The organism is Streptomyces sp. NPDC001848 (genome assembly GCF_042891915.1).
Lineage (GTDB): Bacteria > Actinomycetota > Actinomycetes > Streptomycetales > Streptomycetaceae > Streptomyces.
In genome coordinates, this window is the sequence record NZ_JBIATP010000006.1 from 52,212 (window position 1) to 74,312 (window position 22,101).

19 protein-coding genes and 2 tRNA genes are annotated in these 22,101 nt (G+C 71.4%); 4 read left to right on the forward strand and 17 right to left on the reverse strand.

The genetic code is table 11. The annotated features are described in order from the left end of the window. Window positions 1-3: 3 nt before the first annotated feature. From ACFYZJ_RS13725 to leuS, 5 genes are all read right to left on the reverse strand, one after another. Window positions 4-2,529 (reverse strand): ComEC/Rec2 family competence protein, encoded by a 2,526-nt coding sequence (locus ACFYZJ_RS13725; RefSeq protein ID WP_388566792.1) that lies wholly within the window; start codon window positions 2,527-2,529, stop codon window positions 4-6. Continuing rightward, window positions 2,526-3,605 carry a helix-hairpin-helix domain-containing protein gene (locus ACFYZJ_RS13730; RefSeq protein WP_388566794.1) on the reverse strand — a complete coding sequence of 360 codons (1,080 nt, stop codon included), beginning with the start codon at window positions 3,603-3,605 and terminating at the stop codon, window positions 2,526-2,528. The genes ACFYZJ_RS13725 and ACFYZJ_RS13730 overlap by 4 nt, the downstream gene beginning before the upstream one ends. A gap of 127 nt (window positions 3,606-3,732) precedes the next feature. After that, on the reverse strand, window positions 3,733-4,578 hold the full coding sequence (locus ACFYZJ_RS13735; protein ID WP_388566796.1) for a DegV family protein: 846 nt from the start codon (window positions 4,576-4,578) through the stop codon (window positions 3,733-3,735). A gap of 72 nt (window positions 4,579-4,650) precedes the next feature. After that, window positions 4,651-5,388, reverse strand: a complete 738-nt coding sequence (locus ACFYZJ_RS13740; RefSeq protein ID WP_388566798.1) for a hypothetical protein — start codon at window positions 5,386-5,388, stop codon at window positions 4,651-4,653. Between the two features lie 162 nt (window positions 5,389-5,550). Continuing rightward, a complete protein-coding gene (gene leuS / locus ACFYZJ_RS13745) occupies window positions 5,551-8,433 on the reverse strand; it encodes a leucine--tRNA ligase (RefSeq protein ID WP_388566801.1) in 2,883 nt (960 codons plus the stop codon). Window positions 8,434-8,924: 491 nt separating this feature from the next. On the opposite strand from leuS, the gene ACFYZJ_RS13750 reads away from it, so the two are divergent. Both ACFYZJ_RS13750 and ACFYZJ_RS13755 read left to right on the forward strand, forming a co-directional pair. After that, window positions 8,925-10,232 (forward strand): cytochrome b/b6 domain-containing protein, encoded by a 1,308-nt coding sequence (locus tag ACFYZJ_RS13750; RefSeq protein ID WP_388566804.1) that lies wholly within the window; start codon window positions 8,925-8,927, stop codon window positions 10,230-10,232. Further along, window positions 10,229-11,845, forward strand: a complete 1,617-nt coding sequence (locus ACFYZJ_RS13755) for an NADH-ubiquinone oxidoreductase-F iron-sulfur binding region domain-containing protein (RefSeq protein WP_388566807.1) — start codon at window positions 10,229-10,231, stop codon at window positions 11,843-11,845. Before ACFYZJ_RS13750 ends, ACFYZJ_RS13755 begins: the two co-directional genes overlap by 4 nt. Window positions 11,846-12,055: 210 nt before the next feature. On the opposite strand, the gene ACFYZJ_RS13760 is transcribed toward ACFYZJ_RS13755, so the two are convergent. From ACFYZJ_RS13760 to ACFYZJ_RS13775, 4 genes are all read right to left on the reverse strand, one after another. Continuing rightward, a tRNA-Ala gene (locus ACFYZJ_RS13760) sits at window positions 12,056-12,128 on the reverse strand. Window positions 12,129-12,257: 129 nt separating this feature from the next. Then, entirely contained in the window at window positions 12,258-12,491 is a 234-nt protein-coding gene (locus ACFYZJ_RS13765; protein WP_016643127.1) for a hypothetical protein, read from the reverse strand. A gap of 3 nt (window positions 12,492-12,494) precedes the next feature. Continuing rightward, on the reverse strand, window positions 12,495-12,668 hold the full coding sequence (locus ACFYZJ_RS13770; RefSeq protein ID WP_200417343.1) for a hypothetical protein: 174 nt from the start codon (window positions 12,666-12,668) through the stop codon (window positions 12,495-12,497). A gap of 69 nt (window positions 12,669-12,737) precedes the next feature. Beyond that, a complete protein-coding gene (locus ACFYZJ_RS13775; RefSeq protein ID WP_388566810.1) occupies window positions 12,738-14,207 on the reverse strand; it encodes an MFS transporter in 1,470 nt (489 codons plus the stop codon). A gap of 118 nt (window positions 14,208-14,325) precedes the next feature. Here ACFYZJ_RS13775 and ACFYZJ_RS13780 point away from each other — a divergent pair, with 118 nt between their 5' ends. Next, entirely contained in the window at window positions 14,326-15,210 is an 885-nt protein-coding gene (locus ACFYZJ_RS13780) for a helix-turn-helix transcriptional regulator (protein ID WP_388566813.1), read from the forward strand. 77 nt (window positions 15,211-15,287) lie between these two features. Here the strand turns inward: ACFYZJ_RS13780 and ACFYZJ_RS13785 are convergent. The 7 genes from ACFYZJ_RS13785 to ACFYZJ_RS13815 all read right to left on the reverse strand — a co-directional run bounded on the left by ACFYZJ_RS13785 (window position 15,288) and on the right by ACFYZJ_RS13815 (window position 19,721). Next, window positions 15,288-15,360 (reverse strand) — tRNA-Ala (locus ACFYZJ_RS13785). Between the two features lie 118 nt (window positions 15,361-15,478). Then, window positions 15,479-16,147, reverse strand: a complete 669-nt coding sequence (locus ACFYZJ_RS13790) for a histidine phosphatase family protein (protein WP_388566815.1) — start codon at window positions 16,145-16,147, stop codon at window positions 15,479-15,481. Beyond that, window positions 16,144-16,602, reverse strand: a complete 459-nt coding sequence (rsfS, locus tag ACFYZJ_RS13795) for a ribosome silencing factor (RefSeq protein ID WP_388566818.1) — start codon at window positions 16,600-16,602, stop codon at window positions 16,144-16,146. The genes ACFYZJ_RS13790 and rsfS overlap by 4 nt, the downstream gene beginning before the upstream one ends. A gap of 109 nt (window positions 16,603-16,711) precedes the next feature. After that, entirely contained in the window at window positions 16,712-18,481 is a 1,770-nt protein-coding gene (locus ACFYZJ_RS13800) for a LytR C-terminal domain-containing protein (RefSeq protein WP_388566821.1), read from the reverse strand. A gap of 16 nt (window positions 18,482-18,497) precedes the next feature. Beyond that, window positions 18,498-19,160 carry a nicotinate-nucleotide adenylyltransferase gene (gene nadD / locus ACFYZJ_RS13805; protein ID WP_366024483.1) on the reverse strand — a complete coding sequence of 221 codons (663 nt, stop codon included), beginning with the start codon at window positions 19,158-19,160 and terminating at the stop codon, window positions 18,498-18,500. An 82-nt stretch (window positions 19,161-19,242) separates the two neighbouring features. After that, window positions 19,243-19,398, reverse strand: coding sequence for a hypothetical protein (locus ACFYZJ_RS13810; protein WP_310776790.1), 156 nt, complete (start codon window positions 19,396-19,398; stop codon window positions 19,243-19,245). A gap of 167 nt (window positions 19,399-19,565) precedes the next feature. After that, window positions 19,566-19,721 (reverse strand): hypothetical protein, encoded by a 156-nt coding sequence (locus tag ACFYZJ_RS13815; protein ID WP_388566826.1) that lies wholly within the window; start codon window positions 19,719-19,721, stop codon window positions 19,566-19,568. A gap of 117 nt (window positions 19,722-19,838) precedes the next feature. On the opposite strand from ACFYZJ_RS13815, the gene ACFYZJ_RS13820 reads away from it, so the two are divergent. Continuing rightward, window positions 19,839-20,954, forward strand: a complete 1,116-nt coding sequence (locus ACFYZJ_RS13820) for a M48 family metallopeptidase (protein ID WP_388566828.1) — start codon at window positions 19,839-19,841, stop codon at window positions 20,952-20,954. A 45-nt stretch (window positions 20,955-20,999) separates the two neighbouring features. Here ACFYZJ_RS13820 and ACFYZJ_RS13825 read toward each other — a convergent pair whose 3' ends face one another. Continuing rightward, on the reverse strand, window positions 21,000-22,067 hold the full coding sequence (locus tag ACFYZJ_RS13825) for a hypothetical protein (protein WP_388566831.1): 1,068 nt from the start codon (window positions 22,065-22,067) through the stop codon (window positions 21,000-21,002). Between the last annotated feature and the right edge of the window lie 34 nt (window positions 22,068-22,101).

Here is a 22,101-nt window from a genome sequence, read left to right on the forward strand (position 1 = left end):
ACCTCAGTCTCTCGCCACGCTCAACCGCCCGCCCGCTCCTACGACGGCGATCGCGCCGTCCTGGTCCGTGCGCAGCACCAGCGCTCCCTCGCCCCGCAGTGCCGCGACCGTGCTCGGCGCGGGATGACCGTAGGGGTTGTCCCTGCCGCACGAGATCAGCGCGAGCCGCGGTGCCACCCTGCGTATGAGTTCCGGGTCCTGGTGCGCAGAACCGTGATGGGCCACTTTGAGGACGTCCACGGGTCCCAGCTCCGCACCGGCCGGTGATCTCAGCAACTCCTGCTGGGCCGGTGGTTCGAGATCCCCGAGCAGCAGCAGGGTCAGCCCCGCCGACTGTACGAGCAGCGCCACGCTCGCGTCGTTCGGCCCGTCCGGGGACGGGGCGGGGTCCGGTGGGGGCCACAGCACCCGCCAGTCGAGCTCCCCGGTGCGCCGGCGCTCCCCGGCGACGGCGCGCGTCACCGGGATGTGCCGGGCGGCCGCCTGAGCGTGGACGAACGCGGCCTGGTCCGGTGGCTCGTCGAACCCGGTGGTCTCGATCGCCCCGACCGCACGCCCGCGCAGCACACCCGGAAGCCCCGCCACATGGTCGGCGTGGAAGTGGGTCAGCACGAGCAGCGGGACCCGGCTGACGCCGAGCACGGTCAGACACCGGTCGATCAGCGCCGGGTCCGGCCCCGCGTCCACGACCACCGCCGTGCCGTCGCCCGCCGCCAGCACGGTCGCGTCGCCCTGTCCCACGTCGCACATCGCGAACCGCCAGCCCGGTGGCGGCCAGCCGGTGATCACCCGGGTGAGGGGAGGTGGCTGCACCACAACGAGCACCAGCACCACGGCACAGGCGCCGGTCAGCCACGGGTGCCTCAGCAGCCGTCGGCCGACGAGCAGTACCACCGCCGTGACGGCTGCCAGCAGCAGCGCCCCCGTCCAGCTACCGGGCCAGTCCACCGCGCCGCCCGGCAACGACGCCCCGGTGCGCGCGATGCTCGCGATCCACCCGGCCGGCCAACCCGCGCACCAGGCCAGCGCCTTGGCGGCCGGCATCGCCACCGGAGCGACCGCCAGCGCCGCGAACCCCAGCACGGTGGACGGCGCCACCGCGAACTCCGCGAGCAGGTTGCAGGGCACCGCGACCAGGCTCACCCGCGCGGAGAGCACCGCGACGACCGGTGCGCACAGCGCCTGGGCGGCGGCCGCGGCGGCCAGCGCCTCGGCGAGCCGGGGCGGGACCCGGTGCCGCTGCAGGGCCGCGCTCCAGCGGGGAGCGACCGTCAGCAGGGCTCCGGTGGCCAGCACGGACAGCAGGAAGCCGTAGCCACGGGCGAGCCAGGGATCGTACAGCACCAGCAGCAGGACCGCCGTGGCCAGTGCGGGAAGCAGGGATCTGCGGCGCCCGGTGGCGAGCGCGAGCAGCGCGATCGTCCCGCAGGCCGCGGCCCGCAGCACGCTCGGGTCCGGCCGGCACACGACCACGAAGCCGAGCGTGAGCACGCCGCCCAGCAGCGCCGTGCCCCGCAGCGGGATGCCGAGGAGCGGCGCGAGTCCTCGGCGCTCGACGCGCTGTGCCAGTCCCGCCGGGCCGATGAAGAGGGCCAGCAGAAGCGTGAAGTTGCCTCCGCTGACAGCCAGCAGGTGCGCGAGATCCGTTTCCTTGAAGGCGTCGTCCAGCTCGGGGGTGACTCGCGAGGTGTCGCCCACGACCAGTCCCGGCAGCAGCGCCCGCGCGTCCGGCCCGAGCCCGTCGGTCGCCTCCCGCAGCCCGGCGCGCAACCGCCCCGCCCATCGCTGCGCCGTCGACGGCTCGCCCACCACATCGGGTGGTCCCCCGGCCCGGACGCGTACCACGGCGGCGACGCGGCCACCTGCGGTCAGCGGCGGTGCCAGCCTGCCCGCCACCCGAACCCGCGTCGAGGGCAGCAGCGCAAGCCACGGCGACCGCCCGGGCTCCACCCCTCGGGTGCGCGGGTCGACGACCAGCAGCACGGGCGTCCGCGTCGCCACCACGGTCCCGTCCGCCGTCGTCAGGCGCCGCACCTCGCCGTCCAGCAGCACGGCGGTCGCCGTGGCGTGGTCGCCCTTGATCCTTGGCCGGGTGAGCCGTGGATCGGAGGTGACCTCGACCTCCGCGGTCACCTGGGCGTACTGACGCGCGAGAGCGGGAACCGGCCCCCGTCGCAGATCCGCGCCATGGAGCCCGCCGGATCCGGCGGCAGCGGCGAGACAGAGGAGCACGGCGGCCACCGACACCACCGACCGCGGGCCTCCGGCCCCAGGTCCGCCCTTGGCACCTCCCCTCCGCAGCACCAACAGCCCACCCGCCGCCGCGAGACAGCCGACGGCCACACCGGTGACCCATGCGGCCGGCGCGTCCAGAGCCCACGCAGCCGCAGCCCAGGCCCCCAACGCGGGCCCCACCAGCCGGAGATCCGCCGGGCCCTCCTGCCGGGGGTGGGGATCGCCCAGCGGACTGCGGACATCCACCGCCGGTTCCTTCGGTCCGTCCGCGGCGGATTGCTCCGGCGGCCTCATGGCCGTACGAGTTTCCGTAGGTCGGCGAAACGGCGTGCGCCGATGCCGTTGACCTCACGGAGTTCGTCGACCGAGCGGAAACCGCCGTGCTGGGACCGGTAGTCGACGATGTGCTGGGCCAGCACGGGCCCCACCCCGGGCAGCGCGTCGAGCTGGTCGACGGTCGCGGTGCTGAGGGAGACCGGGGCGCCGGGAGCAGCCGATCCGCCGGCCGCCGGGACGCCCGGGACCGCCGCGCCGGTGCCCGGTGCGAGGGCCGGGCCGCCCACCACGATCTGCTCCCCGTCCACCAGGAGGCGGGCGCGGTTGAGGCCGTCGGTGTCGGTGCCCGGGCGCACGCCGCCCGCGGCTCGCAGGGCATCCACCACCCGTGACCCGGCCGGCAGTCTCTGCAGCCCGGGGTTGCGCACCTTGCCGCTGACGTCCACCACCACGGCTGCCCCGGTCCCCACCCCGGTCCCGCCCGTCGGTTGCAATCCGGTCGGCTGCGGTCCCGTCGAAGCGCCCGACTCCGCCGGCCGTTTGGCTCCCGCCGTCCCATAGGGCGCCACCGCCCGTACCACCTCGGGGGCACGAACCGGCTCGGTCCGGCCCGTCCAGAAGTGCTGCGCGGCGAACACCACGGCCACCAGCAGGAGCACGCCCAGCGCGGTCACACTCCTCCGTTCCAGCCCGCACCTGGCCTGCAGCCACAACGGCATCCGCTCACGCAGTGCCGCGACGACCCGCTCCCGCCAGGCGCCGCCCGTCGCAGTGGGCTCAGGGGTGACCCTGTCGCCGACGGCGGCCGACCCGCTCGGAGGGGCGGCCCCGCTCCCCGCCGATGCACCGGTCCCTGGCATCCCGACATCCCGTTCCACACCCGGTGGCCCGTTTCCCCATGCCTGCCATTCCGTTGCTCGTTCGGCGAAGAGCGCCTCCGCGCGCAGGCGCAGTGCGTCAGCGGCCGAGGGCTGGTGTCGTCGGGCGTGCGCCCGTGGACGCCGCGGGCGGTGGTGGGTGCGGCCGTCGGAGCCCGGGCCGCGGCCGGGCCCGCTTGAGGGGGCAGTGATGCGTGAACGTGATCGAAGTGCCATGCGCCGAGGATCGGGCAGATCACCGACCTCGCGATGATCTTGGTCAATTCCCGTGGATTACCGGCCGGTTGTGGATAACTCCGTCACCCACATGAGTCACCACCGGCAGGTGCAGGTGTCACCCCCGTCAGCGCGGTGACACCACGGCCCCCAGCAGACCCGGTCCTGTGTGCGCCCCGATCACCGCTCCGACCTCGCTCACATGCAGGTCGGCCAGCCCGGGCACCCGGGCGCGCAGGCGGTCGGCGAGTGCCGACGCCCGTTCGGCAGCGGCGAGATGGTGGACGGCGATGTCGACCTGCCCGTTGCCGGCACGCTCGGCGACGATCTCCTCCAGGCGGGCGATGGCCTTGGACGCCGTACGCACCTTCTCCAGCAGCTCGATACGGCCGCCGTTCAGCTGCAACAGTGGCTTGACCGCGAGCGCGGAGCCGAGCAGCGCCTGCGCGGCGCCGATCCGGCCGCCGCGCCGCAGATAGTCCAGGGTGTCGACGTAGAAGTACGCGGAGGTGTCGGCGGCCCGCTTCTCCGCCGCCGTGACGGCGTCGTCGACCGTGCCGCCCGCCTCCGCGGCCTCCGCTGCTGCCAGTGCGCAGAAGCCGAGGGCCATGGCGACCATTCCGGTGTCGACCACGCGCACCGGCACGGGGGCCCGGCGCCCGGCGAGGACGGCGGCATCGTACGTGCCGGAGAGTTCGGAGGACAGGTGCAGCGAGACGATGTCGGTCGCGCCGGACGCCGCGATCTTGCGGTAGGTGTCGGCGAACAGCTCGGGGCTGGGCCGGGAGGTGGTGACGGACCGTCGCTTCTGCAAGGCCTGGGCCAGGGAACGGGCGGAGATCTCGGTGCCCTCTTCGAATGCCTGGTCGCCGAGGACCACGGTCAGTGGCACCGCTGTGATGCCGTGGCGCTCCATCGTCCGCCGCGGCAGGTAGGCCGTTGAATCGGTGACGATCGCGACATGGCGGGACATGAGCTGGAGGTTACCTGCCGGAACGCACGGGTGGCAGACCGACCCCGCCGACCCGGACGGTCGCCGGCTGGATCATGGGGTGCTCTCGGGGCGGGGCTTCCTCTGCCAGGGGTACACGGGCCGCTGGATGCGCGGGCCGAGGGCGAGCCGGCCAGGGGCCTGCGCCGGCCGGGATCCGTCCGTCTCCGGCCACGTCTGGCCGCAGGCGGACGCGTCCCCGGTCGCCGGCGCCTCGGGCCAGGACGGGTCGGCTCCCGTCGGCTGCTCTCTGCTCCAGTGGCGCAGGGCGCCCGCCTCCACGTCGATCTGGGCGCTCAGCGCGTCCAGGTCGTCGTCCGCGAACCGGCGGGCCCTGTCATGGGCGGCCCAGCGCAGCGAGTCCGCCGACCGGGTGACCCGCTCGGTGCGTTCGCGCAGCTCGGGCAGCCGGGAGATGAGCGCCTGGCGGTCCGGCTCCGCCTCCAGACGCCGCAGTTCGGTGTCCAGTTCGTGTCCGTGCGCGCTGAGGCGTTTGAAGAGGCCCAGCGCCTCCTTCAGCGACTCGTCCTCGGCGACGCCCGCGTGGAGCGCGTCCTGAGTCGCGCGCATCGAGTTGCGCAGCCTCAGCCGCAGCTCGGCGAGTTCACCCGCCGGACCCGGCTGGGTGAGGGTCCTGGCGCGCAGGGTGGTGTCCTCCACCGTGCGACGGGCCTGCGCGATCGTGCGGTCCACGCCGCGTTTCGCCGCGCCGACCGCCTTCACCGTCGCATACACGCCGAGGACCAGGCACAGCACGAACAGGAGCGCGATGACGGTCAGAACGGCTTCCACAACGCTCCTCCTCCGGTCGGCCGGGCGGCTGTCACCGCTCTTCCACGGTAAACGCAACGGGCAGGCCCAGGGTTCCGGAAGAACCCCGAACCTGCCCGTAGGGGACTACCCCGACAACGGCGGCATCGGTCGCCCGAGAGCGACCGTCGCCGTGCCGTACGGCTATGCCGTGACGATGTTCACCAGCTTCGGCGCGCGCACGATCACCTTGCGGATCCCCGCACCGCCCAGGGCCGCCACCACCTTCTCGTCGGCCAGCGCGGCCTTCTCCAGTTCCTCCTCGGAGATCGACGGCAGAACCTCCAGGCGCGCCTTGACCTTGCCCTTGACCTGGACCACGCAGGTCACGGTCTCGTCCACGACGTAGGCCGGGTCGGCGACCGGGAAGTCCTGGTGGACGACGGAGTCGGTGTGGCCCAGCTTATGCCACAGCTCCTCGGCGATGTGCGGGGCCAGCGGAGCGATCAGCAGCACCAGCGACTCGGCGACCGAGCGCGGCACCGCGCCCGACGCCTTGGTCAGGTGGTTGTTCAGCTCGGTGATCTTGGCGATCGCCGTGTTGAACCGCAGGCCCTCCAGGTCCTGACGCACACCGTCGATGGCCTTGTGCAGGGCGCGCAGGGTGTCCTCGTCGGGCTCGGCGTCGACGACGGTGACCTCACCGGTGGTCTCGTCGACGACGTTGCGCCACAGCCGCTGCAGCAGCCGGAACTGGCCGACCACCGCGCGCGTGTCCCACGGCCGCGACACGTCCAGCGGGCCCATCGCCATCTCGTACAGGCGCAGCGTGTCGGCGCCGTACTCGGCGGCGATCTCGTCCGGAGTCACCGCGTTCTTCAGGGACTTGCCCATCTTGCCCAGCAGCCGGGTGACCTTCTCGCCCTGGTAGTAGTAAGCGCCGTCGCGCTCCTCCACCTCGGCGGCCGGCACCGCGATGCCGCGGCTGTCGCGGTACACGTAGGCCTGGATCATGCCCTGGTTGAACAGCTTGTGGAACGGCTCCACGGAGGAGACGTGGCCCAGGTCGTACAGGACCTTCGACCAGAAGCGCGCGTACAGCAGGTGCAGCACGGCGTGCTCGGCGCCGCCGACGTACAGGTCGACGCCGCCGTGGGGCATGCCCTCGCGCGGGCCCATCCAGTACTTCTCGATGGCCGGGTCGACCAGCTTCTCGCTGTTGTGCGGGTCCAGGTAGCGCAGCTCGTACCAGCACGAACCGGCCCAGTTGGGCATGGTGTTGGTCTCGCGGCGGTACTTCTTCGGCCCATCGCCCAGGTCCAGGGTGACGTTGACCCACTCCTCGTTGCGCGACAGCGGCGTCTCGGGCTGGGTGTTGGCGTCGTCCGGGTCGAAGGTGCGCGGCGAGTAGTCCTCGACCTCGGGCAGTTCCAGCGGCAGCATCGACTCGGGCAGCGCGTGGGCGACGCCGTCCTCGTCGTAGACGATCGGGAACGGCTCGCCCCAGTAGCGCTGGCGGCTGAACAGCCAGTCACGCAGGCGGAAGTTGACCGTGCCCTCGCCGATGCCCTTGCGCTCCAGCCACTCGGTGATGCGCGCCTTGGCGTCGGTGACGCCCAGACCGTCCAGCTTCACCGAGTCACCGGAGGAGTTGACGATCTTCGCGTCGTAGGAGACGAAGGCGTCGTCCCAGGTGGACGGGTCGGTACCGCGGCCGTCGGTCGGCTCGACGACGCAGCGGATCGGCAGCTCGAAGGCGCGCGCGAAGGCGAAGTCGCGGCTGTCGTGCGCCGGGACGGCCATGATCGCGCCGGTGCCGTAGCCCATCAGCACGTAGTCGGCGATGAAGACCGGGATCTTCTCGCCGTTGACCGGGTTGGTGGCGTACGCGCCCGTGAAGACGCCGGTCTTGTCCTTGGCCTCGGCCTGCCGCTCGACGTCGGACTTGGAGGCGGCCTGCGCGCGGTAGGCGGCGACGGCCTCGGCGGGCGTGGCGTGGCCGCCGGTCCACACCTCGTGCGTGCCCTCGGGCCACGCCTCGGGGGTGAACTTCTCGACCAGCGGGTGTTCGGGCGCCAGCACCATGTAGGTCGCGCCGAACAGGGTGTCCTGGCGCGTGGTGAAGATCGTGATCGTCTCGCCGTCGATCGGGAAGTCGACGCGGGCGCCCTCGGAGCGGCCGATCCAGTTGCGCTGCTGCAGCTTGATGGCCTCGGGCCAGTCCAGCTCCTCCAGGTCCTCCAGCAGCCTGTCGGCGTAGGCGGTGATGCGCATGTTCCACTGGCGCAGGTTGGCCTTGAAGACGGGGAAGTTGCCGCGCTCGGAGCGGCCGTCGGCGGTGACCTCCTCGTTCGCCAGGACGGTGCCCAGGCCGGGGCACCAGTTGACGGGCGCGTCGGAGGCGTACGCCAGGCGGTACTCGCCCAGGACGTCGGCGCGCTCCGCCGGGGTCAGCTCGTTCCACGCGCGCGTGGTGCCCGGAATCGCCCGCTCACCGGACTCGAACTGGGCGATCAGCTGCGAGATCGGGCGGGCCTTGCGGGCCTCCTCGTCGTACCAGGAGTTGAAGATCTGCAGGAAGATCCACTGGGTCCACTTGTAGTAGTCCGGGTCGATCGTGGCGAACGACCGGCGCTTGTCGTGACCCAGGCCCAGCCGGCGCAGCTGGGACTTCATGTTCTCGATGTTGGCCTCGGTGGACACGCGCGGGTGCGTGCCGGTCTGCACGGCGTACTGCTCGGCGGGCAGGCCGAAGGCGTCGAAGCCCAGGGTGTGCAGGACGTTGTGGCCGGTCATGCGCTGGAACCGGGCGAAGACGTCGGTGGCGATGTAGCCCAGGGGGTGGCCGACGTGCAGGCCCGCACCCGAGGGGTACGGGAACATGTCCATGATGAACTTCTTGGGCCGGGCGACCAGCTCCGGGTCGCCGGCCAGGTCGCCGCTCGGGTTCGGCGCCTCATAGGTGCCCTCGGCGTCCCAGAAGTCCTGCCAGCGTGCCTCGATCTCGGCCGCCAGAGCGGCCGTGTAGCGGTGCGGCGCGGCCTCCGCCGACACAGCGGCGGCGGCAGCGGGGTTCGTCTCGCTCATGATCCTCAAAGCTCCATAGATCGTCTCTGCCAGCGGAAATGAAAAAGCCCCTCGCACAGGAGGGGTCGCCGCGCCGATTCCGACCATCCGACTCGCCCGGTGGTCGGGACTGATCAGCGCGGCTCGCTAAGCAGAAGGCGTACGGCACGCATGGCGTCAGGGTACCGCAGGGCCCGAGGGCGTCGCGACGGGCCACCGGCGGCACCCTCCCGGGGCTGGGCCGGAGCACACCGAAGCGCACAGAAGCGGACCGGAGTGAACTCAACACGCGCGGCAGCCGTACTCAGACATCGACGGTTACGTGGTGAACGTCACGAAAGGCTGAATCGAGTTCAGATATTACTTCGCGTAACAGCAGCTAATCGGACATCGCAACCACGCCGTCGCCCTTTGATAACAGCGCAATAACTGAAACCACGTACCGCTCGGTTTGGAGCCACCTAGAGTGCGGCAGCGGGACCGCCTTCCCGAAACTGTTCGGAGTTGCCCCCATGAACCCTCCACGTAGTAACAGCTCGCTCCCCAGGCCGGGTCGCTCGGCCTATGGCGTGGCGTCGGCTGTGGTGCTGCTGCTCATACCCGTCATCGTGCTGGCCGGCGGGAACGCAGTCCGGGACTTCCTCAACTTCGGAGCGGGCGTGCTCTCGCTCGTCTCCCTCAGCTGCTCCGTGATCTGGGGGCTCGTCGCCCAGGACCGGATCTTCCTCAACACCCGCCAGCGGATCGTGGCGCAGGCCGTCCATCGGACCACCGCGGTCGCCTCGATCGCCTTCCTCCTGGTGCACGTCACGGTCAAGATCGCACTCGAGCACACCGTGCTGATCGCCGCACTGATCCCCTTCAGCCTCGGCGTCAGCGGCTCGGCCGGTCTCATCGGCCTCGGCTCCCTGGCCGGCCTCCTCATGATCTTCGTGGGCATCACCGGCGCGCTGCGCAGCAACTTCGCGACCCCGGCGCCGGTCGCCGCGCGCTGGCGGGCGATGCACATGCTGGCCTACCCGTCCTGGTGCGCCGCGCTGGTCCACGGCCTGTACGCGGGACGCGCGGCGAAGCCGTTCTTCATGGTGTCCTACGAGCTGTGCCTGCTCGGCGTCATGGCGGCGCTGGCCCTGCGCGCCGCGCCGCGCCCGTTCAAGCGCAAGGTGGCCGACAGGATCTTCGCGATCGTCGGCGGCGGTGACATGGCGGGACGCGAAGGACTGGACGCCAGCCGCGCCCGCAACGCGGAGGCGGCGGCCGCCCTGGCGGGCTTCTCGGCCCGCTCGGCGGACCGCGACACCGGCCGGGAGGTTCCGGTCCCCCCGCGGCCCTCCACGCCCCTGTACGAGGCTCCCGCGGCCCGCTCCATGACCCCGGAGCCCAACGACGGCTTCGCGGCCGCCTACCGGGCGACGTCGGCCACCCCGCGCGCGCAGACACCGATGACGCCGGACGCGACCCAGCGCATGGATCTGCCGTTCGACACGCAGGGCACCGAGGCCATCCCGCGCGTCGACGCCGGCGGCAGCACCTCGGGCAGCTGGCCCATCCCGTCACCGCCGCCCGTCGGGGAGGCGCCCCCCTCCGCCTACGACCCGCTCCAGGACACCGGCTACACCATCCCGGCCTACGGCAATCCGGGATACAACGGGTACGGCGCGGGTGAGATGTACGACACCGGTGAGACGAACGTACCGTTCGGCACGTACAACTCGAACAACACGTACAACAGCGGTCCCGCAACGGAAACGCTCCCCGGCGCCTACGACACGCCGGGAGCCGGCGAACCCTGGAACGCGCCTTCCGGAGGCTTTAAGTGAACGAGGCCCTGCCCGACGTCCCGGAAGTCCGGGTGGTCGGGCTTCCGCAGCTCACGTCGGGCTTCGACCTTGTCGAGAGACTCGACCTGCCCATGCACCTGAAGGTGCACGGCCCGCTCGAGCCGATGGGCGGAGAGCAGCTCGCACAGCTCGCCGAGCAGATCAACCTCAAGGGCCGCGGCGGTGCGGGCTTCCCGTTCCACAAGAAACTGCGCTCGGTCGCCGAGTCCGCGATCCGCCGCGGCATCCGGCCGGTGGTGGTCGTCAACGGAAGCGAGGACGAGCCCGCCTGCCGCAAGGACACGGTGCTGATCAACCGTGCCCCGCACCTGATCCTGGACGGCGCCCTGCTGGTTGCCGAGGCGCTGGGCGCCCGTCAGCTCGTCGTCGGGGTGACACGTGCCTCCACCGAGCGGTCGATGGAGCAGGCGCTGGCCGAGCGAGGGCTGAGCGACCGGCGTGGCGCGCCCATCCGCGCGCGCGTGCAGCGCAATCCGGTGCGGATGGTCACCGGCGCTGCCGCCTCGCTGATCCGTTCGATCGACGGGGGTCCGGCGATCCCCCCGGGGCGCAAGACCAGCGCCTCGCAGAGCGGGGTGGGTGGCGCGCCCACGCTGCTGTCGAACGCCGAGACGTTCGCCCAGCTGGCGATCGCCGCGCGCATCGGCGCCGAGCGCTACTGCAACACCGGCCTGTACGACGAGCCCGGCACCGTCATGCTCACCGTCTCCGGCGCGGTCAACCGCCCCATGGTGATCGAGGTCCCCACGGGTGTCCCGCTGCGGTACGTGCTCCAGCTGGCCGGCGCCCCACCGGTACCGCAGGGCGTGCTGACCGGTGGCTACCACGGCAAGTGGATCGACGCGGCGACCGTCAACGAGGCGGTCGTCTCACGCAACTCCCTGGACGCGGTCGGCGGCTCGCTCGGCGCGGGCGCCATCCTGCCGATCAGCCAGGAGACCTGCCCGCTCGGTGAGTCCCTTCAGGTGGCGAAGTGGCTGGCGGAGGAGAGCGCGGGCCAGTGCGGCCCCTGCTACCTGGGGCTGCCGGCCGCGGCCCGTGGCATGGAGGACATCCTCAACGGCGGCGGTCCGGCCGCCCTGGAGGCGCTCAAGCAGGTCGCCAAGGCCGTGAAGAGGCGCGGTGCGTGCTCGCACCCGGACGGCTCGGCGATGTTCCTGGAGTCGACCATCAAGGCGTTCACGGACGACCTGGCCGCGCACGTCCTCGGCAACGGCTGCGGCAGGCCCGTGGAGGGCGTGCTGCCGCTGTTCGAGGGGGGCAGGGCCCCGACGGGCATCCCGGGCGGCGGACAGGCCGAGCCGGAGGCGGGGGCCAGCCGGCAGAAGATCTACGTGGACTGGACGCTGTGCCGCGGCCACGGGCTGTGCGCGGACATCCTCCCGGAGGTCTTCGAACTGGGAGCCGACGGCTTCCCCACGGTCGCCCAGGCGCCGGTGCCGATGTACGCGGAGGCGAAGGCCCTGCGGGCCGTCCGCCGCTGCCCGGCGCTCGCGCTGCGGATCGAGGAGGAGACCCCGCGGTCCGGTGGTCCGTCGCGCAACCTGCCCGTGCTGTCACAGGGCCGCGGACGCCGGGCCCTCGGGCGCTGACCGGACGGGCGGCGGGCCATCCTTGACCGGGTGGCCCGCCGTTTCGTTCTCCGGGCCCGCGTACGTGGCTGCCCTCCAGGCGTCCGCGTACGCGGCTGTTCTCCCCGGCGCCCTCTCCGCACCGCCCGCTCACACGGGTGTGCGCGGGCGCCTACGCCGAACACACGACGAAGGCGGCTCATCCCTCGGATGAGCCGCCTTCAACTCGTGTGGAGCTAAGGAGAATTGAACTCCTGACCTCCTGCATGCCATGCAGGCGCTCTACCAACTGAGCTATAGCCCCTTGCGGCCACGCGGCGGAGCCGCGTGTTGACCTCGTCGCCCGGTTTCCCTGGCGGCGACGCCAACATTACACGGTCCACCGGGTGGAACACCAAATCGCTTTCCGCGTCCCCCGCGTCCCCCGCCCGCGTCAGGCCGTGGCGAACGAGTAGAAGCGTTTGAGCGTGCAGTGCTCGTCCAGGAGGCGGCCGTAGATCGGCTCCCCCTCCAGCTCCCGGTAGGTCTCGATCGGGTCGCCTTTTATGATCAGTGCCCGCGCGCATTCCTCGCACCAGTACTGGTAGTCCGGGTTGACCGGCTCCATGTCACGGACGATCGGCGTGCCGCTGCCGCACCAGTCGCACTTCCGCCTGTGTGCACCCATCGATCAGCTCCAGCTGTGGCCGCAGGCCGTGCACACGTAGGAGATGCCGCCGTTGTCGCCGAGCACCTGGGCGACGTGGGACGAGCCGCACGAGGGGCAGTCGAGGAGGGTGGCATTCCGACGTGTCACCGCTACTGCGAGGAGATCGTGGACCTCCCCGCGGATGCTCGCTGGCATCGCTACTCCCTCCCGTCGGGCCGCGCCCCCTTCCGGCCGTTTGATTCTGCCACGGCCGGACCAATACGGTCAGCGACGCCTTCGTACCAGTCCGGACACGGCACCCAGCGTGGCCGTCGCGGCCAGCGCGTACATGCACACGAGGAGCGCGTCCGAAGAGGTATACGCCCCAGGGGCCCCCAACGACTCAACCCGGTTCAGGAAGAGTGCGCCGAAGGCCGCGACACCGATCAGCTGACCGAGCTGGGTGACCGTGGCGAGCAGGCCGCTGGCGTCGGCCGCGTCCTTGGGCCGTACGGTGGCGAGGGCCCTGGTCAGCGTGGGGCTGAAGGCGAGCGCCAGGCCCACGCCGACGCCCACGAAGCCCGCGTAGAGCCCGGCTCCGCCGTGGCTCCCGCCGTGCAGTGCGAGGCCCACCCCGGTCACGGACAGGCCGGCGAGCAGAAATCCCGCCGGGATCAGGTGGCGTTGCCAGGAAGCCGGCCACCTCCGCCAGGTCAGACCGGCCAGCCCGAACACCACGGCGGTCGGCGCGAAGGTCAGCCCGGCCCGCAGGGGGCTGTAGCCGAGGCCGCCCTGGATGTGCAGGGTCAGCGCGAAGAGGAAACCGGCGTTGACCGCCATCACGGCCAGCAGCCGGCAGACCGCGAGCCCGACACCGGGGCGGCGCAACACCCTCGGCGCGATCAGCGGCGCCCCGCCGCGCCGGGCGAGCCGCGACTCGTACCCGAGGAACAGGGCGAAGACGACCGCCGCAGCGGTGAGGCACAGCCAGGACCACAGCGGCCAGTGCTCCTCCTGGCCGAGCACCAGCGGCACGGTCAGCAGCGAGACGGCGGCGCCGAGCAGCACCAGGCCGGGCAGGTCGAGGCCGCGCGAGCGTTCCCCGGCGGGTGTGTCGTCCTGCGGCAGGACGCGGCTGCCCACGGCCAGCAGTACGCCGCCGACGGGCACGTTCACGAGGAACACCGGCCGCCAGCCGGCGCCGAACAGGTCGGCGCTGACCAGGACCCCGCCGAGCACCTGCCCGGCGGCGGCACCGGTGGCCAGGACGGCCGAGTAGGCCCCGAGCGCCTTCGCCCGTGCCTCCCCGGTGAAGTGACGTTGGATCAGGCTGAGCACCTGCGGGATCATCAGGGCCGACCCGGCGCCCTGCACCAGCCGGAAGGCGATCAACTCGCCCGTTCCCCGGGCCAGTCCGCAGGCCAGCGAGGCGGCCGTGAACACCGCGATCCCGGCGAGGTGGACCCGGCGGTGCCCGACCAGGTCGCCGAGGCGCGCACCGGTGATCAGCAGCACGGCGTACGCGATGGAGTACCCGGCGACAACCAACTGCAGTCCGGCGCCGCTCGCGTGGAGGTCGGAACCGATCGTGGGCACGGCGACGTTGACGATGAAGACGTCGAGCAGGGCCATGAACTGGGCGGTGAGCACGACCGCGAGCAGCTGGCCGGGGCGATTGTCAGTGGTGGGGGTTTTACTGGGTGCAGGTCGGGTTCCGGGGCTGGATCCGGGGCCCGCGGGAGTTGTCGTCGTCATGCCTCGAAGCGTGGCGACGGCCGGACACGGGTGACGAGAGCCCGCCGATGCTGGTACCGACAGCACCTGGCAGCGGCCGGCTCCGGTCCCGACGATGGAGACGGGGGATGTGGGGACCATGACGACGACACAGCGCCGCAGGCCGGAGCTGGCCGCCTTCCTGCGCAGCAGGCGGGCCAGGGTGACACCTGCCGACGTGGGCATGCCGCCGGGACTGCGGCGCCGGACACCGGGCCTGCGCCGCGAGGAGGTGGCGCAGCTCTCCGGGGTGGGAGTTACCTGGTACACATGGCTCGAGCAGGGCCGCCCGATCAACGCCTCGCCGCAGGTCCTGGACGCGGTGGCGCGCACGCTGCGCCTGGACCAGCCGGAGCGCGAGCACCTCTACCACCTGGCGGAGGTGCCCTACGACCGGGGCGGGGAGGGGCTGCCCCAGCGGGTCGGCCAGGACGTCCAGGACGTCATCGACGCCCTGGATCCACGTCCGGCGGTGGTCTACAACTCGCGTTACGACATCCTCGCCACGAACGCCGCCTACAGTCACCTGTTCCGGATTCCGAGGACGCCGGACATCGACGCGGCGAACGCGCTGTGGATGCTGTTCACGGTGCCCGAGGAGGCCTCCCCGGTGGTGCACCGGGACAGGGAGCTGCCGGTGATGGTGGCCACCCTGCGCTCCGCGTACGGCAGACACGTGGGCGAGCCGGCGTGGGAGGACTTCATACGCAAGCTGTCGGCGGCCAGTGCGTACTTCGCGGAGCTGTGGGCGAGCGGTGAGGTGATCCCGCCCGGGCCGCGGGTGAAGACCTTCCGTCACAAGGCGGTGGGCGAGCTGGCCATGACCTCGCTGTCACTGTCGATCGACGGAATGCCGGAGTGCAGGATCGTGGCGTACACGCCGGAGAACGAGGAGGCGCACGAGAAGGTCGCACTGCTCAGGGAGCGGAGGCAACGGCTGTGGCCGTCGGCGGAGGAGGCGGACACCGAGGTCATCCGCATGTGAGACACAGAAAATCCCGCCCCTTGCCGGGACGGGATCCTGATCATCGATCTTTGACAACTCAACAGAGTGCCGATCCGTGGAGCTAAGGAGAATTGAACTCCTGACCTCCTGCATGCCATGCAGGCGCTCTACCAACTGAGCTATAGCCCCTGGTCCCACGCGGCGGAGCCGCATGGTGTTTCGCCCCGCTCGGCGGGGCGAACAAGAAGAACTTTAGCCTGCGACCTGCCAGAAAGTGAAATCCGGGTCCGGGGCACCCCGAGACCGCTCAGTCGTCGTCGCCGAGGACCGGTTCCGGCAGGGTGCCCGCGTTGTGTTCGAGGAGGCGCCAGCCGCGGATGCCTTCGCCGAGGACGGACCAGCAGCAGTTGGAGAGACCGCCGAGACTCTCCCAGTGACGTGCCTCCAGGCCGAGCAGGCGGCCGATGGTGGTGCGGATCGTGCCGCCGTGGCTGACCACCACGAGCGTGCCGTCCACGGGAAGCTTCTCGGCATGGCGGAGCACCACGGGGGCGGCGCGGTCGGCGACCTCGGTCTCCAGCTCGCCACCGCCGCGGCGGACGGCCTCGCCGCGCTTCCAGGCCGCGTACTCCTCGCCGTGCCGGTCGATGATCTCCTCGTGGGTCAGCCCCTGCCAGACACCCGCGTACGTCTCGCGCAGGCCCTCGTCGAGGGTCATCTCGAGGCCGGTGAGCGTGGCGAGCTCGGCGGCCGTGGCCGCGGCGCGCCTGAGGTCGGAGGCGACGATGGCGTCCGGCTTCAGCGAGGCGAGCAGGCGCGCGGAGCGGCGGGCCTGGCCGATGCCCGTCTCGGTCAGTTCGACGTCCGTGGAGCCCTGGAAGCGGCGCTCCACGTTCCAGGACGTCTGCCCGTGGCGCCACAGGATGATCCGGCGCCCGCGGCTTTTCTTCCCCGTGTCGGTGTCCGCTGCCGTCACCGCAGCTCCCCGCCCAGCTCCGCGTCCAACTCGGCGGCGTCCTGGGCGGCCTGCAGCCTGGCGTGCTCGGCTGCCTTGCCGCGGGTCGCCTTGGCGTCCGGCGGCAGGTCCAGCTCGGGGCAGTCCTTCCACAGCCGCTCCAGGGCGTAGAAGACGCGCTCCTCGCTGTGCTGGACGTGGACGACGATGTCGACGTAGTCCAGGAGCACCCAGCGGGCCTCGCGGTCGCCCTCGCGGCGTACCGGCTTGGCGCCGAGTTCCTTCAGCAGCCGCTCCTCGATCTCGTCGACGATCGACTTGACCTGGCGGTCGTTGGGGGCCGATGCCAGAAGGAAGGCGTCCGTGATCGACAGCACATCGCTGACGTCGTAGGCGACGATGTCGTGCGCGAGCTTGTCGGCGGCCGCCTGGGCGGCGGTGTTGATGAGTTCCAGAGAGCGGTCCGTGGCGGTCACTACATGGCTTTCCGTCGGCGGTCAGTGATACCTCAAGGGTCTCACGGACCGCCGACGGCACCCCATGTGATTAATGGAGCACGCACCGACGGCCGGGGTGTGGTCCGCGTCACGAAGACGTCTTGAAGTCCTTGCCGAGGACGACGGAGACGTTCGCGTTCGAGGCTCCCGTGCCCTTCTTGACGGCGGTCGTGGGCAGGCCGAGGGTCTTGGCGACCTCGATGGCGTTCTGCTTGTCGCCGTCGTCGGCGTAGGTGACCTGGGAGGTGGCCTGAGCGGGGCCGGTGCCGGCGTCGACGGAGGTGTAGCCGCCGTTGACGAGGACGACGCGGGCCCGCTCGGCGGCGGCCTGGGAACCGGTGGCGTTCTTGATGCCGACCCGGACGGCGTCACCGGCCCGGGGACTCTTCACGGTGCCACCGAGCAGGGTCCTGACCACGGTGTCGGTGGCCTGCCGGCCGATGGTGCCGTCGGACTGGACCGGCAGCAGAGCGGTCTTGTAGTCGCCCTGTTTCGCGAGGTCCGCGAGCTTGGCCAGGAAGGAGCCGAGGTCCTTGTCGGTCAGGGAGGGGTCGAGGATCTGGGCGAGAGTCTGCACGGTGGTCGTCGCGGCCTGCGGGTCGGAGGACATCTTGCGCAGCACACCCTGCATGACCTGGCCGAACCGCTCCAGCTGGGCGTCCTGGGACTCCCCGGTGGCGCGGTAGGTGGCATAGGCGACGGCCATCTTGCCGCTGAGGGTCTGGCTCTGCCCCTTGTGCACGAGGGGCGCGCCGCCCTTCTTCTTGGCGTCGGGGTCGGGGACGTCGGCGTTGGTGTCGATCTCGATGTTGCCGACGAGTTCGACGAGGTTCTCCAGGTAGGGGGTGTCGAGGCGCCAGGTGCCCTCGATCCTGGTGCCGAGGACGGAGTCGATGGCGTCGCTGGTGCCGGAGGAGCCGTCGTCGGCGACCGACTTGGCGAGGGTGGTCGTGGAGCCGTCGTTCGAGGTCAGGGCGAGGGAGTTGGGGAGCAGGACGGTGGCGCCCTGCTTGGTGGTGGTGTTGTCGACGAGCAGCGCGGTGGAGGTGCCGCCGCCCTTGGTGTTGTGCAGGTGGACGACGATCACGTCGCGGTTCTGGGCGGTCACGGCCGTCGTCGTGGTGCCGGGCCTGCCGCCGGAGGACAGGCCGGGCAGCTTGCCCGCGTACCAGAGGTAGCCGACGCCGCCGAGGGCCACCAGGGCGAGGACCACGGTCAGGGCGATGACCCGGCTGCGGGCACGGCGGCGGGCCTCCTCGCGGCGCTCGGTGCGGTTCTCGGTGAACTTCAGCCAGTCGATGACGTCCTCGGAGTCGCCGTCGGGCTCCTCGACGAAGGCGAACTGCTCGGTGCGGTAGTCGCGCTCGCCCTGCGGCTCCTTCCCGGAGGTCTCGCGGTCCCCGGGCGTGCCGTCGTCGGCGTAGCCGGTCCCGGGCGTGTGTCCCGAGGCGGCGTCCGCCGGGCCGGCCTGGTGCGGGATGTAGGGGGTCTGTTCGGCGACGCGCGGCTGCTGACCGCTGGTCGCGGCCCGGCCGTAGGGGTCGTGGCCGGCGGCGGTGGTGGTGCCGTACGGGGCGTAGGGGTCGTAGGAGGCGGCGGATTGCTGCCGGCCGGTGTCATGGGGGGACACGGGCTGCTGCCGACCGGTGTCGTAGGGCTCCACAGGCTGCTGGGTGCCGGTCGCGTACGGGTCGTAGCCGTAGCCCTGGTGCTGCTGACCGGGCTGGGTGCCGTACGGGTCGTAGCCCTGCGGGGTCTGCTGCGCGGGCACCTGTCGGTACACAGGCTGCCCGAACTCGTCGTAGCCGACGAGCTCGTACTGGTCGCCGCCCGCGTATCCGTCGTATCGGTCGTTCACCGGTGCCCCTCTCGGCTCACTCGCCGCGGTACAGCTGCCGTTTGTCGATGTAGCGCACCACGCCGTCCGGCACCAGATACCAGACGGGTTCACCCTTGGCGACTCTCGCACGGCAGTCTGTGGACGAGATGGCGAGCGCGGGAACTTCGACGAGCGAGACGCCGCCCTCGGGAAGGCCCGGGTCGGCCAGAGTGTGACCGGGGCGGGTGACGCCGATGAAGTGGGCCAGGGAGAACAACTCGTCCGTGTAACGCCAGGTGAGGATCTGGCTGAGCGCGTCGGCTCCGGTGATGAAGAAGAGGTCGGTGTCGGGGTTGAGCGCCTTCAGATCACGGAGGGTGTCCGTGGTGTAGGTGGGACCGCCGCGGTCGATGTCGATACGGCTCACCGAGAACTGGGGGTTCTCGGCGGTTGCGATGACCGTCATCAGGTAGCGGTCCTCGGCGGGGCTGACCTTGCGGTCGGTCTTCTGCCACGGCTGGCCGGTGGGCACGAACACCACCTCGTCGAGGTGGAACTGCGCGGCGACCTCGCTGGCCGCGACCAGGTGGCCGTGGTGGATCGGATCGAACGTTCCGCCCATGACGCCGAGGCGACGCTTGCCCGGGTTCGACGGCCCGCTACCGGGGCCGGGCCCCGTGCCCTTCGCCGGACCGGTGGGCGTGTGCTGCTCTCCCATGCATGCAGACCCTACCGGCCCGGTCGCCGGGCACCGGTCGACAGGCCCCCGCGAGCGGCCGGGGCCAGGCCCTCACCCGGACTCAGCGGTCGCGGTTGAAGCGGGTGGTGATCCACAGCAGCAGGAGGAGGATGACGAGGGCCGACCCGCCCGTCATGAAGGGGCTGATGCTCGCGTGGCGCTCGCCTTCGCCCTCGGCGAGGGTGGCCAACTGGGCAGCGGTGCTGTGGAAGCTCATCTTCGGCAGTACCTATCCGGTGTGGGCGGGATAAAGACGTCGGCTCATCGTATGCGGGCGCGTTCCCGGGCAACACGGCGACTCCGCCGTCGGACAGGGCCGGCGCGCCGGATCGGCCCGGACCGGTGGCTCCCGCCGTCTCGGCGCCCCGCCGCCGGGCCCTCGGGTCAGTCCTTGCGCTTGTAGCCCCGCAGCAGGAACCAGCCGGTCAGGACGCAGCCGAGGACCATCACGATCAGGACGACTCGGAGCAGATTGCCCGGGCCATGCCGACCGGCGGCCGTCGCTGCCTCGGTGAGCCAGGCGGCGGTGATGTGCTCCATGAGATCGCTCCTTGTGGTGTGCTGCCCTGTCACGGTATCTCCGCCTAGGCTGGACACCACTTCGGGGGGCACCGCGTGGGCCGCGCACAGTGAGCCAACGAACACATGGGGGAACACATGTCCGACGACGGTCAGGGTCAGAACGGTCGGGAGCACGTGCCGAGCAGGCAGCGCAGGCGCTTTCCGGGGATCTCCTCGCGCGCGTACGAGCACCCGGCGGACCGTTCGGCCCTGGTGGCCCTGCGGAAGCTGAGCGGCTTCGACACGGTCTTCAAGGCCCTCAGCGGCCTGCTGCCCGAGCGCAGCCTGAGGCTGCTGTTCCTCTCCGATTCGGTGCGGGTCTCGGACGCGCAGTTCGCCCACCTCAACGACATGCTGCGGGACGCCTGCCACATCCTGGACCTGCAGAAGGTCCCGCCGATGTACGTCACCCAGGACCCGCGGCCGAACGCCATGTGCATCGGCCTCGACGAGCCGATCATCGTCCTGACGACCGGGCTCGTGGAGCTGCTGGACGAGGAGGAGATGCGGGCGGTCGTCGGGCACGAGGTGGGGCACGCGCTCTCGGGCCACTCGGTCTACCGGACCGTCCTGCTGTTCCTGACCAGTCTGGCGCTCCGGGTCGCCTGGATCCCGCTGGGCAACCTCGCGATCATGGCGATCGTGACCGCGCTACGGGAGTGGTTCCGCAAGTCGGAGCTGTCCGCGGACCGGGCCGGCCTCCTGGTCGGGCAGGATCTGCAGGCCTCGATGCGCGGGCTGATGAAGATGGCGGGCGGCAACCACCTGCACGAGATGAACGTGGACGCGTTCCTCGAGCAGGCCGAGGAGTACGAGGCCGGGGGCGATCTGCGGGACTCCGTGCTCAAGATCCTCAACGTGCTGCCGCGCACGCACCCCTTCACCACGGTCCGCGCGGCCGAGCTGAACAAGTGGGCCGCCTCCCGCGACCACCAGCGGATCATGGACGGTCACTACCCGCGGCGCGACGAGGACGGGGACACCTCGGTGTCGGACTCGTTCCGGCAGTCGGCGGCGAACTACGCGAACGAGGTCAGGCAGTCCAAGGACCCGCTGATGAAGCTGGTCAACGACATCGCGGGCGGCGCGGGCGACCTCGGCGAGCGGGTGCGGCGCGGCTTCGCGGGCTTCGCCGGTGGCGCTCCCAAGGACGCGCCGCGCGATCCGGACGACAGCCACCGGGGCGACGAGAGCCCCTACGGCCACGACTGACGGCCGGCCCCACCACCGGGAGCCCCGGCAGGCGGTCACACAGCGCTACACCCTCGGTTCCGCGCTCGTCGACAGCGTGCCGCACAGGGCCGTCGCGCTGCCCGTCGCGAAGGGGTCGGTGCCGGCCGGGCCGCCCGCCTTCGCGGTCTGGCCGGCGAGCAGCGGCCTCAGTTGGCTCGCGGTGTCCTCGGCGCAGGTGAGCGGTCCGGCCTGGACGTAGGAGGTGACCAGCTCCACCTGGTTCAGGCGCAGGTCGTCACGGTCGAAGCGGAAGGTCAGTTCGCGGCGCACGGTGAACAGCGACGCCTTCGCCCTGGCGTCGGAGCCTGCCGGCTTCAGCGCGTACACCACGGTGTGGTCGGCGCTGACCTCCAGCGTGCCGGAATCGGCCTCCGTGGCCTGGAGCGTGCCCTGGACGCGGATGTTCTGGTCGGCCAGCCGGACGCGGGAGGGATCGAAGCGGACCAGCCAGCCGGTGGCCGCGTGCCGTCCGTCCGAGACCGGCTGGGAGAAGCTCTGGTCGAACTGGTCGAGCTGCTGCGGGTCGAGCAGCAGGCGCACCGGGCGCACGGCGCCGCCGATGAGGACGGCCGGGTCCAGCGAAGAGGCGACCAGGTAGTTCTTCGCGTTGGTCAGGGCGGCGTAGATCTGGCTCTCGGAGAAGTGCGCGGTACGCCGGGCGGCGGGGAAGGTGATGCCCTGGGCGCCGACGCGGAACTGCGCGGCGGGGCTGTGCGCGTACAGCGCCTCGGGGTCCGGCGCGCCGGGTACGGCGGAGCGCGGGGCCAGGGGTATCACCGTCATGCGCAGCGGCTCGACGGTCTGGGCTCTGGGCGCCTGGTACGGGTGGCGCACGCCCATGTAGATCGCGGTGGCGAAGGCGACGGCTATGAGCAGGACGAGGATCAGCGCCTGTCTGGGCAGTGAGCGGTGCAGGAGCGGGCGTCGGCGTACGGCGGGGGCGTGGTCGGCCATCCGCTCCTCGGCGGAGTACTCCTGGAGGCGGGCAGCCCGGACGAACGACTCGTCGAACACGACGGATCGGTATTCGTCCTCGCCACCACTGGGAGCACCCTCGGGCAGCCCCTCGGGTGGGTCTCCAGGCCCGCCCATATCTTCAGAGTAGGTCTCCGGGAGCCCTGGTAAA